This window comes from Vibrio sp. 1641 (assembly GCF_033339995.1).
GTDB classification, from domain to species: Bacteria; Pseudomonadota; Gammaproteobacteria; order Enterobacterales; family Vibrionaceae; genus Vibrio; species Vibrio alginolyticus.
Genome location: NZ_JAWOVP010000003.1, coordinates 162,425 through 176,377, shown reverse-complemented (window position 1 = coordinate 176,377; position 13,953 = coordinate 162,425). Strand labels below are relative to the sequence as shown.

At 42.4% G+C, this 13,953-nt stretch carries 17 protein-coding genes; 3 read left to right on the top strand and 14 right to left on the bottom strand.

Going from position 1 to position 13,953, the window contains the following annotated elements; all coding sequences use genetic code 11:
• Positions 1 to 79: 79 nt before the first annotated feature.
• From R7Z47_RS08645 to R7Z47_RS08580, 14 genes are all read right to left on the bottom strand, one after another.
• Entirely contained in the window at positions 80 to 718 is a 639-nt protein-coding gene (locus tag R7Z47_RS08645; RefSeq protein ID WP_054729556.1) for a DJ-1/PfpI family protein, read from the bottom strand.
• Positions 719 to 883: 165 nt separating this feature from the next.
• Positions 884 to 1,282 carry a VOC family protein gene (locus tag R7Z47_RS08640; RefSeq protein ID WP_031780991.1) on the bottom strand — a complete coding sequence of 133 codons (399 nt, stop codon included), beginning with the start codon at positions 1,280 to 1,282 and terminating at the stop codon, positions 884 to 886.
• Between the two features lie 205 nt (positions 1,283 to 1,487).
• Positions 1,488 to 2,060, bottom strand: a complete 573-nt coding sequence (locus R7Z47_RS08635) for a hypothetical protein (RefSeq protein ID WP_236147217.1) — start codon at positions 2,058 to 2,060, stop codon at positions 1,488 to 1,490.
• A 192-nt stretch (positions 2,061 to 2,252) separates the two neighbouring features.
• Entirely contained in the window at positions 2,253 to 2,702 is a 450-nt protein-coding gene (locus R7Z47_RS08630; RefSeq protein ID WP_054730747.1) for a nuclear transport factor 2 family protein, read from the bottom strand.
• A gap of 128 nt (positions 2,703 to 2,830) precedes the next feature.
• Positions 2,831 to 3,220, bottom strand: coding sequence for a lysozyme inhibitor LprI family protein (locus R7Z47_RS08625; RefSeq protein WP_017820912.1), 390 nt, complete (start codon positions 3,218 to 3,220; stop codon positions 2,831 to 2,833).
• A 397-nt stretch (positions 3,221 to 3,617) separates the two neighbouring features.
• A complete protein-coding gene (locus R7Z47_RS08620; RefSeq protein ID WP_005377824.1) occupies positions 3,618 to 3,869 on the bottom strand; it encodes a TIGR03643 family protein in 252 nt (83 codons plus the stop codon).
• Positions 3,870 to 3,967: 98 nt separating this feature from the next.
• Positions 3,968 to 4,468, bottom strand: a complete 501-nt coding sequence (locus R7Z47_RS08615; RefSeq protein ID WP_054730744.1) for a GNAT family N-acetyltransferase — start codon at positions 4,466 to 4,468, stop codon at positions 3,968 to 3,970.
• Between the two features lie 150 nt (positions 4,469 to 4,618).
• Positions 4,619 to 4,999, bottom strand: coding sequence for a hypothetical protein (locus tag R7Z47_RS08610; RefSeq protein WP_005377821.1), 381 nt, complete (start codon positions 4,997 to 4,999; stop codon positions 4,619 to 4,621).
• Between the two features lie 153 nt (positions 5,000 to 5,152).
• Positions 5,153 to 5,557, bottom strand: a complete 405-nt coding sequence (locus R7Z47_RS08605; RefSeq protein WP_005377820.1) for a DUF1801 domain-containing protein — start codon at positions 5,555 to 5,557, stop codon at positions 5,153 to 5,155.
• Positions 5,558 to 5,698: 141 nt separating this feature from the next.
• A complete protein-coding gene (locus R7Z47_RS08600) occupies positions 5,699 to 6,031 on the bottom strand; it encodes a YnfA family protein (RefSeq protein ID WP_005377819.1) in 333 nt (110 codons plus the stop codon).
• 64 nt (positions 6,032 to 6,095) lie between these two features.
• A complete protein-coding gene (locus R7Z47_RS08595) occupies positions 6,096 to 6,563 on the bottom strand; it encodes an Sbal_3080 family lipoprotein (RefSeq protein ID WP_005385757.1) in 468 nt (155 codons plus the stop codon).
• A 416-nt stretch (positions 6,564 to 6,979) separates the two neighbouring features.
• Positions 6,980 to 7,663: a DUF4336 domain-containing protein gene (locus R7Z47_RS08590; protein ID WP_262606567.1), complete on the bottom strand. Its 684-nt coding sequence runs from the start codon at positions 7,661 to 7,663 to the stop codon at positions 6,980 to 6,982.
• A 249-nt stretch (positions 7,664 to 7,912) separates the two neighbouring features.
• Positions 7,913 to 9,388 (bottom strand): Na+/H+ antiporter NhaC family protein, encoded by a 1,476-nt coding sequence (locus R7Z47_RS08585; protein ID WP_005377816.1) that lies wholly within the window; start codon positions 9,386 to 9,388, stop codon positions 7,913 to 7,915.
• An 18-nt stretch (positions 9,389 to 9,406) separates the two neighbouring features.
• Positions 9,407 to 10,750, bottom strand: a complete 1,344-nt coding sequence (locus tag R7Z47_RS08580; protein ID WP_017820915.1) for a glutamine synthetase family protein — start codon at positions 10,748 to 10,750, stop codon at positions 9,407 to 9,409.
• 340 nt (positions 10,751 to 11,090) lie between these two features.
• Here R7Z47_RS08580 and R7Z47_RS08575 point away from each other — a divergent pair, with 340 nt between their 5' ends.
• From R7Z47_RS08575 to R7Z47_RS08565, 3 genes are read left to right on the top strand one after another with little or no spacing between them, the layout of a single operon-like run.
• On the top strand, positions 11,091 to 11,837 hold the full coding sequence (locus tag R7Z47_RS08575; protein ID WP_169628436.1) for a gamma-glutamyl-gamma-aminobutyrate hydrolase family protein: 747 nt from the start codon (positions 11,091 to 11,093) through the stop codon (positions 11,835 to 11,837).
• Between the two features lie 18 nt (positions 11,838 to 11,855).
• Entirely contained in the window at positions 11,856 to 12,413 is a 558-nt protein-coding gene (puuR, locus tag R7Z47_RS08570; protein WP_005377813.1) for an HTH-type transcriptional regulator PuuR, read from the top strand.
• A gap of 35 nt (positions 12,414 to 12,448) precedes the next feature.
• Entirely contained in the window at positions 12,449 to 13,933 is a 1,485-nt protein-coding gene (locus R7Z47_RS08565) for an aldehyde dehydrogenase (protein ID WP_064368212.1), read from the top strand.
• Positions 13,934 to 13,953: the final 20 nt, after the last annotated feature.

Below are 13,953 nucleotides of genomic sequence, written 5' to 3'. Positions count from 1 at the left end.
TGTTCAAGGGTAAGTCGCTCAAGACTGATGTGTGACTTACCCTAAACACTAAAACTAACGTAATGTAAAACACCACATGTTATGAATGATTATTTAACGCCTTGTTATCCGAGCTTGCTAACTCTGCTGATTGAATAGTTGTGGCAATAAGTTCTTCAAACAGCTCTAATTGCCCAGCAGGTATCAATTGATTTTGTATAGCTTTTCGTTTGTTTGAGTCAAATAGCCGCTCTGTTAACCAACCAATTAGATACATCAGTGAAAGGCAGCCACCGGCCGTCGCTACATTACCGTCTATCACGAGAGGCAGATCCTGAACATCTCCTCCCATACTTTGTAGAACATCCTTTGCATCTGGGTTTGTTGTTAATCGCTTGCCTTTTAGTAAACCGAGTTCATGGAGGATGAATGATCCCGCACAAATCGAACCTATTAGCTGCCTATTTGGATCAAGATTCAACGCTGACATAAATTCAGCATCTTTTAAAGCGGCTGGAATACCCCGTTTGCCGCTTGTAATAAGAACGACATCTTGATTCGTCACCTCAGAAAGGTGTCCGTCTGTTTTAACTTTCATACCGAGGTGGGAATGATGTTCAGATTTAGTTCCAAGTATACTTACTGTCCAACTGTCGGTTGTGCGCCCCAGCAAGTCATACATAAGAAAGAAATCGACATCCGTGAAATCATCAAATAAAACAACGCCGATTTTATACATAACATTTATCCTTTTGGACTTACTCGTAAGTCGCAAAATGTGTAGTAGGAGGGGAGGGGCATTCGATACACAAGCTTCTGCTAAGCACCTTAAATACCAAAGGCGGTGCAAACTAACAATGCCATGTGTACCAAATCCCTATTATAAAACTTTGTTATGTTTGTTTTATGAGCCCGCCCAGAAAAACTCAACCCTAATACCACTTGGGTCGTAACACATTAAATGTTTTGCGGGTCCTGTTTTAACAAGCTCGGGACCAAACTCAATTTCGATTCCCGACGCCATAAATTGATCACGCAACTCATAGAGTTGCTTCTCAGTCTCTACGAGTAAAGCTAAGTGATGCAAACCAATATTCGTTTTTCTGTCAAATGGAGTGGCGGCATCAGCCTTAGCCGCCCATAGTGTAAGCATGATATGCCCATCACTCACAAATATTGCCGGGTAGTCTGGATTTCTTTTTACTTCACTCCAACCTAATTGTTCAGTGAAAAACTTCGCGCTTGCTTCTAGGTTAGATACGGTTAAACCTACGTGGTGTATGCCTTTTGTTAACACAGTCACTTTGTTTCCTTACTCGTTTTAATGGCTATCAAACAAAGATAACTCGATAAAAAGTAAGCATCAATACACATATATTGATTAACTTCGTCAATCTATTCGAATACGGTAATCCAACTGGAAACATAACATTGTAAACAAGAAACCCAATCTTGAACTAAAAATTAAACTTAGAGTTCATTCTTAAGTACTGTATTAATCAAATACATTAATAGCCATAATATTTAAGCCAGCCTATAGGGCATATCATTCCATTAAACGTTTGAATGTTCTTATTCAAGCTAACGTCTTCCAATTTGTAACAGTGAACAACATTACTAGTCGAAGTAGATGCTGGTGTTGAATACGTCACAGGTTTAGAAGCGTTTGCTTTATGTATTTCATGTGCTCGCCGCTGGTCTATCGCCACTTGATTCTTATGATTGTTAACTTCTCGCAATCCAGATTCTAGGGGTAGGTGCCAATCCTTACATGTTGTTCCTAAACCATCATTCTGAGACTGATATTCTGATAACGCTATACGAGCTTCATTTACAGACTGATCGATATCGGACTGATCGACTAGCCAAGTAGAAAAAGAATAGTTAATGGCCTCTCGATAGTTTACCGATTGCTCTAAGCTATAAGCATCGGAATGAAAACAGGCCTCTACCACTGCCCATTGAGTCGATAGGTTTGATAATACGTTTTCAGGTATAGGCTGTAGCTGGCTTTGCGTAGACTGGCAACCGGTTAGAAGAAAAGGGACAGGGAGTAGTTTTAGAAAAAATTTTTGGTTCATTTTAATCTTAAAATTAATGCAATCTTTTTCATTATCATAATACAGGACGATTGAAGAAAGTAGCATTTCTATCAGTAAGGGAATGTGGCTAACGCACTGATAAGGTGTGAGTAAAGCGATATCAAAGCCCTCAACACACCTTAACTACGAATACTACCGCATAACAAAGATGCTATGCGGTAGCGGTAGTATTCAGGCTTGAACAGTTTGTCGCACGTTGCTCTCGCCTGACAGCACGGAAATTCTCTCAAAATCTCGACTCGGGAAGTCAGGGTCTACGTACACAAACATACGACTTATCATTTTTCCTTCAAACTCAAATACACTACAAAAACGCCCTATGGAAACTTTGTTGTCCGGCCAAGAGGTACCATCACTCATTACGCCGCCTTCCTGTCCTTCAACAATGACCTTGTTTCCAGCAGTCGTTATTTGAAAGCCGTCTATGTCGTGCCAGATACTAATCAACGAGCTACCAATCCTATTGCCAAACTCCACTAAGGCACTCTTTCCTTTCGCTTGCCCAAATTTTGGAAAGAAAAAATCAACATCCTCTGAGAATAGATCCAGATAGCTAGGATCACCGGCATCTATTTTCTCGAAATACTTAACTACTAGCCCAACTAAATCGTCTTTTTCCATAATTATTTCACACCCATATTAGCTTTACGCACAACCTGAACGCTTGCATCTTAAACACAGAGTACATTTAAACTGAAATTGCCAAGAGTTGCGAATCTTATTGAAGTGCTTTGTTAGATGTAATCCGTTTAGCCTACGTATACACCATTGAAGTACTCGACGCGTTCTAACGTCATTCTTAACTTACATTCTTCAATCTGGACACCTTGCCAGGGTGAGGGCGTGGAAGACAGGCCCGTAAACTCACATTCGGCGTCTCTGTATTTTAGCCAAGCTCTTTGGGCCTTTCGAAATGGCTCTACCAGTTCGGTCTGAGACCATGTTTCCCTTAGTGCTTTTTCTTCCTCACCTATTCTAGCTATTGCTTCCTTGTAACTTTCGTTAAGCTCTTTATCTGCAGATTCCATTTTCTTTTCTACACACTGATAACCAGCCATAACGCCACCGCCTTTTACTTTGCAGGGATCTTCAACATCATCAGAGGCCAAGCAAGGTAAAGAAACCAACGCAAATATCATAAGTAATTTGTTCAAAATTGCCTCCAAGCTCCGAGTGCTTGTTAAACCGTTATCAGCTATTTTTCCTTTTTAATCATGCAGCTTTTTGCCTGTGCCTTCAAAGATAAAATAGAAGGTTAGTGATTCTAGTGCCTAAACAGAAGGTAAAAGAAGATTGATACACGGGTTAAATGACGCCTTAATCTGAGTTATTTTTAGTGGGCGTTTGGTGTTAATCTTTTCTGTGGAATCATTAGTTTGATGGCGTCTGAATATGACTCCCATGGAATTTATTATCGCCCTGAAACACCTAGGTTGATTTAAGTGGTGACTATTCCCCTCCAATCATGGAGTTGATTCAAAGGTAGGGCGATAAATGTTGCGATTCGTAATAAAAATTTATGCCAAGTGCAGTTCGCTATCGCGGCTTATATTGAGTTGGGCAATAACCTCTAATGATGTCTGAGTTTCGTAGCTTGTTGTGTTTTGTATTGCGCCCCGAAACCCTTTTACGCCACAATTTAAAGCTACTTGATTTGAGCCGGCTACGCATAAACTGAATCACGTCGGATTCATTCAAACCAAATTGAAATTCGATAGCCTCAAATGGGGTGCGGTCTTCCCATGCCATTTCTATTATTCTTGACTCAGTTTCCGAGGTCAGTTTCATTTCAAATAACCTATTTTAGAAAAGACATTGTTACGACGGAAATTGAGTCTTGGTTCAAATGTTCTTATATGCGTGCTTAGTGTTTAGCGACTTAACACCTACAAAAACTTCTCAATGAGGACTTCGTCTACGTATTTCCCACGAACTTTTGCATGCTTCTTCGCGGTCCCTACGATTTCGAAGCCTTGTTTGAGATAGGCTGATAACGCTCGCTCATTATCGCTGCGAACGTACGCAAATAGTTTTTCGTAACCCTTTTGTTTGGCTACTTCGAATGTCGATTTGAAAAGCTGTTTAGACACACCTTGGCCACGAGCACCGTCACTAACAAATGTACCAATTATGCCAACATGGTCAAAAGCTTTTGTATATTGTGCAAAGGGCTCGATATTTTGGAAACCAATGACTTGTGAGCTATTTTCGGATAAAGCGACTGTAAACACGCCCTGTTCTGGGAAATGAGTAATGAACTCTTTTTCTTCTTCAGGTGTGAAAGGCGTATCTAATACAGTGTATAAACCTTCAATAATGATGGGATTGAGGACGTTTGTAATGCCTTCAGCATCACCTAAAGTTACCTGACGTACAATTAAATTCATGCCACTTAGCTCCTATTAAAATTAGGGCTGTTTTGTACATGAGTTGGAGACTTGCGGCAACAAGTAACGTCATTAAGTCGTAAAGAATATACCTATTACACTTAAACGGCGGTTAATAGTGCTGATTGTTACTTTAGTATTTCTGATATATCACTTTTTAAGTGACGGCTTAACTTCTACAGAATATTTCCACATCACGATCCCATTTTCTACAAGATCATAACTCGCGCTTTGACCCTCGGAGTTGAGTACAAATACCGGCATTTCTATCCTTGACGTAGCGCCATCTCGGTTGCATGACATGGTAGCTTCAAGCTGTATGCTATTTTTGCTCGGTTCTGAAAGGGTTCCTAAGTACGTGCAGCCGTCGACAAAACTGGTTTTGCTTTTTCCTTTAGAGGATATTTCAAAAGTCGGAAAAATGAATGTTGATTGAGGCTCTGTTACTACCACATTTACTTGATAGTTCGTCGCTGAAAAAGCTTTGAAATGAGCTCCAAGCATTAGTAAGAACAAAATTTTTGATTTCATAAACTCTTCTTTATTTCGATATTACTAGTTTGGTTACGGCGCTATTAACGTGACCACTTAATCTAAAACTTTACTGCGTAAGCATTAAAAAGGATACAAAGGTAGAGTAGTTGAATATGGTTAATCGGCCGTAAATAGTTTTATTAAGCGATCTTACATACCTAAAAGAGGTAAGTTCTTTCGCTTTTGATAGGTTAATGCTAATTCTAAACAGGTCTTGATTGAAGCTTCTGGCAAAGGAGCGGATAAAGATAGAATTATTGCTCGATTACCCTGAAACTCAAGTGAGTCACTATACAGTTCGTGGAATGTGTCGACGAGCTTAGTTTGGCAATTAAAGAACAGATAATAACGACTAGGCGTTTTCTGTTTCCAATCCATCCTTACCGGGCTACCTGTTTTCACACTGTAGCTTGGCTCTCCCCATTTTAGAGATTCTTCAACTTCCCCCAGTTTTAATTCAGAAGCGATAGTTAAGACGATATTTCGTAGCTCTTCTATCCGAATACGCACATGTTTTGGATACTCATCAAATCTTGCCTTCACTGCATGGTTCATTGGTATCTCCTATAAATAGCGCTGTTTTGGGGTGAAGCCCAAGCATACTTTGGCTATGTAGCAATTACGTCATAATGTTATTAATCAATAAATCTAGCACATAGCCAAAATACTAAGCGTAAGGGTTTCCCTCGGTTACGTTTAGGATGCTCTGGGTGAAAACATGATGATTGACATGCCAAGCATAGCGACAGAAACCCCCACTATGTCCCAGAGCGTTGGTCGAACGCCGTCGATACACCACAACCATAGAATTGCGACAAAAATATAGACACCACCGTAAGCGGCATAAACTCTGCCAGTTGCGGTAGGATGTAAAGATAGAAGCCAAGCAAACATAGCAAGGCATAGCGCTGCTGGTACCAAAAGCCAAACTGACTTATCTTCCTTTAACCAGAGATAAGGTAAGTAGCAGCCTAATATTTCTGCAATGGCGGTTATAAAGAAAAGCCCAATGGTTTTGACTTCAGTCACTTAAACATTCCTATCTTTCTCTACAAATATATGATGCTTGTTAAATGGGCAATTGTTCGGCTCATTACATTTCGCCCAGCTTAATCTTGGATTGAGCCTCACTCACGGTTTGTTTACCGAATAACAAATCCATCATCGAAATGATTCGTTTGTTGTCTTTACCCCATTTATCTGGATTCGCGCTGTTTGGTGCTTTAAATTCAACTTGTCCTACTTTTTCGTTATTTTTGTAGGCTTTGATCTGAGCATCAGCGATAAATGTTCTAAAATCCCAGCTCCAGCGTGATACGTAAGTAAGTGTTAGCTCAGAGCTAACAGGAGGCGTGCCGTCGCTTACGACTGTGCATTTATGGGCTGTATCCAAACACCAGTCTTGCATCGAATCTAAGAAAACATCTCGCGTGGCGTTGTCTTTTACGATGGTGATTTCCTTGCTCTGATTTTCTTTCGAGATTGTTTCTACCGTATACTTTGGTGCCGCACATGCAGCTAATAGAATAGGCAAGCTTAGAATGATGAGTTTTTTGTGCATCTTATGTCTCTTTTTTTAAATTTATATATTCAAACAACTTCAAGATACTGAGTTCAACGAGAATAACTAACAAGCATGGCAACTGTTATTAACAAAACCTTTAGAGTAGAAGGGTTTGTTTCGGGAGTATGCCAATGTCTCGAAGCAAATTATTAGTAAGAGATTGCTATAGCGTTATGTTAACTCTTGAACTTATGTCCGTACCAATGTCCAGAATTCTTCGCATTGAAGTTTTTGAAGTGCAATTCTAACGGAATTTTAAATTGCTGCATAATGCTCAATTAAGAGGAACAGGGGATCTTATCGTTAAACATAACGTGTAGTTCTGTAAATTCCCCCCTAAGACTAAGCTAAAAGGGCCTAATGTTTTAAAATAGCTTCTTGTCTATTCTGTTGTGTGAGTTTTCAATGCTGTCTCATACTAGCCACTTAAAAGAGCGCTGTAAGAACTCGTCTGCATTATCAAGGACGATTTCGCCGTGAGCCATAACCAATATATTAGGTTTCCAAGACAGCAATTTATTTAAGTGTTTTCGAGCCTCTTGTTTGCTAAACATAAAACTTAGGCGCCAATCCAAAGGCATTTTTCCATTCGGAGCAAGAATACCGGCTCCTTTAGCCACAAACCGCTGCCAGTAGTTAAAGTTCTGGCCAGAAAAATTCTCGACGAGGTCAGTAACAATTAAGGTCTTTGAAAGTCGATGATAAAACACACACTCTTCCATTAATGGAGAGCCAGAAAATAGTTCTTGTTCAATCTCAGAGTTCCAAGCATTACCGCCTTGGTTAAGTGAAGCGTGAAAGTGTATATCACGGCACTTCTTAATGACTTCATTTGTGCCATAAACTTCTGCGCTAGGATAGGCAAATACCCATTCAGATAAGAACAAGTGGTGTAAATGATTAGGAGCGATTAAGTATTTCACTTGGCCTAGATTGTTGATTTGCTCTTTAATCGAATTTGATAACTGAATTGGACTATGAACCCAAAGGCCACCATCAGAAAGCCTAACAATAGTCATACGAGTGGTGTATGGGAGTCCTAAGAATTGGACGGGATCTCCGTCAAATATCCATATCTCATGGGCTAACTTTTTCATGTCTCTCCAACCGTTAACACTGTATTAAGGCGGCATTTAAGTTACTCAAAAGCTGCCTTGTTGCACAATAAACGCTTCGCTAAGCGTAAACCAAAAATATTAGGTTTACCAAACCCTTATTGAGTGCAGCTGTACATCTTTGAGTATTTTTATACTGAACGCGCGTAAAGTAGTTTTAAGAGGATCATTTGACTTGATAGAACAAAACCCCGCTATTTTTGAGCAGGGTTTTGCAATTAGATAAAGGGGCTAACCGATGATGAAGAAGAAAATCGCGGTTGCAACAATACCAATCAACGCATAAGGAAACTGTGTGGTTGCGTGTTGCATTGCTGTACAGCCTGAACCTTGTGCAGATAACACGGTTGAGTCACTAAAGAAACAAGAGTGGCTCCCTGCCGCTGATGCTGAAAGCAGCGCTGCAACGGTTAAGTGTAGAGGCACACCAAGCTGTTCGCCCAAAGGTAGAACAATTGGCATCGCTACTGCAAACGTTCCCCAAGACGATGCCGTTGCAAATACCAACGCGCCCGTAATCATAAAGATAATCGCAGGGAAGTAAGACGCTGACAGGTAAGGGCTGACGGTCTCAATGACATACTGCGTGACGCCCAATGAGTCGTTGACCGATTTCAACATGAAACCACCAATAACGGTCGCAAGCGGCAGTAGCATAACTTTAATGCCATCATAAACAGCTTCGAACATGTCGTTCATCGAGATCAGTTTTTGTGCGCCGTAAAAGCTAATAGTAAAGATTAACGCGACGAAAACACCAGCAAGTAGATCGATACCAAAATACCAACTTGCGGCAACAAGTACGATCATTGGTAACAAGAAGTTGACAAGGCCCATGGTTGGGTTGGTATGTGCAGATACATCGGGACCAAAGTCGACATCTGTTGCACCGTCTGGACGAACTTGACCATTCTTCGCACGCTTTTCTGCCTTTTTCATCGCACCTAGATCTGGGATCTTTTCCATTGCAACCAGCAAAACAATCACCAGCGTTACCCAGCCGTAAGCCATGTATGGAATAGCTTCAATGTATGCTTTGATACCATCTCCCGCTTCTGCTACTCCGTTTGCTTCTAGCAACGAACTGAAGAAAATTGCCCAAGTGGAAATCGGTACGAGGATACAGATAGGCGCGGCGGTTGAATCCACAAGATATGAGAGCTTTTCACGCGAGATTTGGTAGCCGTCCGTAACTTTTTTCATTGAGGAAGAAATTGCAATCGCATTCAAATAATCGTCGATAAAGATCAGAATACCTAAAGCAAAGGTCATCAGCATCGATTGCTTACGGCTTTTTACTTTCGTGACCAGCATGTCGGAGAAGCTTAAGATACTGCCGCCTTTCTCCAAAATAGCAATTAGGCCGCCCATCAAACCACAAACGAGGATGATCCAAGCAATAGTTTCATCCATCATTACACTCATGGAAATATCAACAATCTGTTCCACCGCTTCAGTTGGGTTAAGCAGAAGAACACCGGCAATAGCGCCGCTAAAGAGGGCTTCCACAGTTCGGTGTGTTGTCAGCGCAAAGACCAATACCAACGCCGTTGGTAAAAGACTCATCCATCCGTAGGCTTCGCCTTCCTCATGGTTCAAACCGATTGTGGTAAAAAAGACAAACGTCGCAACCGAGATTAAAGAAACAATAATGTGTTGAGAGTTGATTTTAAGAGGCGCATCCAGCGCCTTGGTCTGCGTAGTCATAAAGTTCATTTCCTTTGTTTATGCCGAGTGCAACATCCAGTCGATTTCCAATGGAGTAATAGCTCGCTCAAATTCTGCGAGTTCACTCTGTTTGCAAGCTAGATACAAATCGATAAAGTCTCTTGAGATGTATTGAGCCAGCTCACTGTGCTCCAGTCGCTCTAGAGCTTCTGACATACGCAGAGGTAACTCAATTGCATCATCACTGAGAGTCGGTGGACATTGATCTTTGGTGTAGCTTTCACTCGCTAATACTGCGGAAAGTACTACTGCAGCGAGAATGTATGGGTTAACGTCAGCGCCTGCTATACGATGCTCTATACGGCGATTTTTGCTATCGCTGATAGGCACACGCAACGCAACACCGCGGTGGTTTTCTCCCCAATCGGCTTTGGTTGGGACGTAAGCGCCAGGAACAAAGCGACGGTAAGAGTTAACGTTAGGACAGATTAGGGCCATGGCATCGGATGTTTGTGACAGCATCGCTGCCATGGTTTGATAGAAGAAGGCGCTCGCTTGACCGTCTGGCTGGCTAAAGTGGTTGTTACCATCTGTATCAACCAAGCTGAGGTGAATGTGCATGCCATTACCCGCTTGCTCACTAAAAGGTTTCGCCATAAATGTGGCGTCAAATCCGTGCTGATGAGCGACTTGGCGAATCAAGCGTTTTGCGATGATGATTTCATCACATGCTCGAAGTACATCTTTGGAATGGTTGAAGTTGATTTCGAACTGCCCTGGTGCCGATTCAGATAGGGCTCCGGAAGTGTTTAAACCTTGTTCTAATGCAATTCGATTAAGGTCGGCCAAGAAATCAGCGTAGTCATCTAGTCCATCAAGGTCGTAAACCTCGGTATCTTTTTCTCGAGTTTTTTTCGTGGGGTTAATTGCCGTTAATGGTTCGCCATTTTCGCCGCGGGTTTTGTCTATTAAATAGAACTCCAGCTCGAGCGCGACACAAGGATATTGGTCTTTAGCATGCAGTGTTTGCAATATAGAAGCGAGAATGTTTCGGATGAACAGTGGGTTAGGGTGCTGCCCGGTTTCATCCATCATACTAAGCAGTAGCTGACCAACTTGTTCTTTTGCCGTCGGCATTAAGGTGCCGCTGATTGGATAGCAGAGATTATCTGGCTCTCCGAGATCTTCTCCCAACCCGGCCGTTTCAACGACGTTACCTTTGGTATCTAGGGTGATGGTCGAAAGGGGGAGGGCAACACCTTTATTTAGTTTTTCTAGAGCATCTATCGGGATGCGTTTTCCTCTTGGGGTGGCATTTATATCGGTAAAGATGAGATCGATAAATTCAATATCGGGCCATTTTTGTTTAAAATTTTGTACTTCCTGTAGATACGATTCCATTTTCTTCTCCAAATAGCCTGACGAGTAGAAATTAGAAATAACCAAATTAACAAATAAATTACAGCACTCTGAACGAGTTGTTTGTTTTTCAGGTTATTTTTAATTTAAACATGCACTTACACTGTGCTTTTGATGTTTAACGGCTGGTTTTTATGTCTTTCTGTTAACTATTTTGTAACAGTTGGTTTTGTTTTGTTCAATATAATGAGCATAAATATTCAGTTTTGAAGCCTAAAAAGTGCGTCAGATCACGTTGTGACGATAATAATGGTCATCTGTGTTGATAATTTTGTACATGGTTTGTAGGGTTTGTGTTAAATAAATTGAACATGGACATATCATGGCAGATACACACAAACCCATCATTGGTGTGGTTAGCTGCGCTAAAGAGTTGGGTGGCTATCAGATACAAGCGGTCAACGACTTTTACCTTCGCGCCATAAAGGATTTTGGAGGGCTACCGATTATGTTGGCTCCCGACATGTCGGGCAATGACGTAACCACCATCCTAGACATATGTGATGGTTTTCTTTTTCCTGGCAGCCACTCTAACGTTGCGCCACATCGATACAATGCAACGCACGAAGAGAGCTACAAAGATGAAGCTCGTGATGAGCTCTCATTCACGTTAATTCGTCATGCGGTTGACCAAAACATTCCGTGCCTTGGTATTTGCCGTGGCTTTCAAGAGATGAATGTCGCACTCGGTGGCTCGTTAAACCCAGCCGTTCATGACTCCGGCTTCAATGACCATCGTGAAGCGCCTGTTGAAGATTTCGAACAAAAATACGCGCCAGCACACGCTGTGCTAGTTCAAAAACAGAGCTTATTTGAACAATGGCTGGTGCAAAATCATTGGGAAAACACCACCTTCTTTGAAGTGAACACACTACACAACCAAGGCGTCGATCAGCTTGCTCCTCTATTACAAGTAGAAGCTAAAGCCCCGGATGGCTTGGTAGAAGCATTTAGTCTTCCTAATCAAAAATTTTTCGTTGGCGTGCAGTGGCACCCAGAATGGGAAGCAAAAACCAATCATTTCTCTCAAATTTTGTTCAATGAATTTATGATGGCTACCTCTCGTTAAACGTTTGGAGCTGTATGAATGGACAATCAAGAGATTGGTAAAAATATTGTTCAGTTACGAAAAAAACATGGATTGTCACAAAGGGAACTAGCCGAGCGCGCTGGTATTACCCACAGTGCAATCTCATCCATTGAAAATGGCAAAGTGAGCCCGTCGGTCAGCTCACTACAAAAAATCGTTAATGTATTTTCTTTATCGTTATCAGAGTTTTTCACTTTTGAACAACCTTCGAACGATGAAGTGAAAGTAGTCATCAAGCCGTCAGATCTTGTGGAAATCGGAAGCGAGACGGTGTCCATGAAACTGGTCACGAATGGCGACAAAGATCAAGTCATCGGATTCTTGATCGAGGAATACGCACCTTATGGAACCACTGGTGCGGCAGAAATCAAACACGAAGGCGAAGAGATTGGCACCGTATTAGAGGGCGAAATCACTCTGGAATATAAAGGGCAATCTCATGTCATAACAGCGGGCGAGTCGTACATTATTGATACGACGAAGCCCCATCGATTTACAAATCACACAGACAAGGCTTGTCGAATGATAAGTGCGCATACGCCAACCACATTTTAGTGGGGGCTTGCCTTGTGTGATCACAAGGAGAGCGTATGAAAACCCAAGAGCAATGGATTGAACTAAAAAACAATCTAAACATCGAAAACAGGGCGTACATTAACGGTGAATACAGTGCCGCTTTAACAGGGCAAACCATCCCGGTAGTTAACCCAGCAACAGATGAGATATTCACCGAAATCGCCCGTTGCCAAAATGAAGATGTTGATCTCGCAGTTTCATACGCTCGCCAAGCATTTCAATCCGGTCAGTGGAGCGAGAGCAGCCCAGCTCATCGCAAAGCAGTGCTTAAACAGTTTGCTGACTTGATTGATCAAAACCAAGAAGAATTGGCTCTGCTAGAAACGCTTGATACCGGTAAGCCTATCTCTCACAGCTTCTCTACCGATATTCCTGGTGCGGCGAGTGCATTACGCTGGTACGCAGAAGCAATCGACAAAGTATACGGCGAAGTTGCCCCAACTGAAAAAGATGTACACGCTTTTATTTCTCATCAACCAATTGGTGTGGTTGCTGCGGTTGTACCGTGGAACTTCCCCCTTTGGCTTGCGTGCTGGAAGCTTGGTCCTGCTTTAGCCGCTGGTAACAGCGTGATTCTAAAACCGTCAGAAAAATCTTCTCTCACCGCGATATTCCTAGGTCAACTTGCTTCTCAAGCGGGCTTACCAACAGGCGTTTTCCAAGTCATTACGGGTTTTGGTCATGAAGCTGGCGACGCGCTGGCGAAACACCAAGACGTAGACTGCATCGCCTTCACAGGCTCGACGCGCATTGCAGGCCAACTGATGGTCAGATCGGGTGAGAGCAACCTAAAGCGCGTGTTTGCAGAAGCGGGCGGCAAGAACGCGAACATCGTGTTTGAAGATTGTGATGATTTAGACCGCGCAGCAGCAGAAACCGCCGCAGGGTGTTTCTACAACCAAGGTGAGGTGTGCGTCGCGGCAACCCGCCTGCTTGTTCACGAAAGCATCAAAGATCAGTTCTTAGAAAAAGTTATTCAAGCGTCGAAAGCGTTCACGCCAAAAGACCCAATGGACCCAAGTTCATCCATGGGAGCGCTTATCGATCAAGATCATAAATCAAAAGTGTTGGAATACATCTCGTTAGGTGAATCAGAAGGTGCAAACGTACGTTGTGGCGGCGATGTCGATGGGCAAGGTGCATTTGTTTCCCCAACCATTTTAGACAACGTCGACAACAAGATGCGTGTCGCTCAGGAGGAAATTTTTGGTCCGGTGCTGTGTGTCATTCCATTCAAAGACGAAGCGCAAGCAATTGAGATCGCTAACGATTCGAAGTACGGCTTAGGTGCTGCACTTTGGAGCAGCAATATCAACCGCGTTCATCGCGTAGCAAAACGACTGCAAGCCGGCTCGGTTTGGGTCAACAACTACAACGAAGGTGATATGACGGTCCCATTTGGCGGATTCAAAATGAGCGGAAATGGTCGAGACAAGTCTCTCCACGCGATTGAAAAATTCACCGAAACCAAAACCACTTGGATTCGCCTCCATCCTTAAGCCTGCTGACGATTACGATA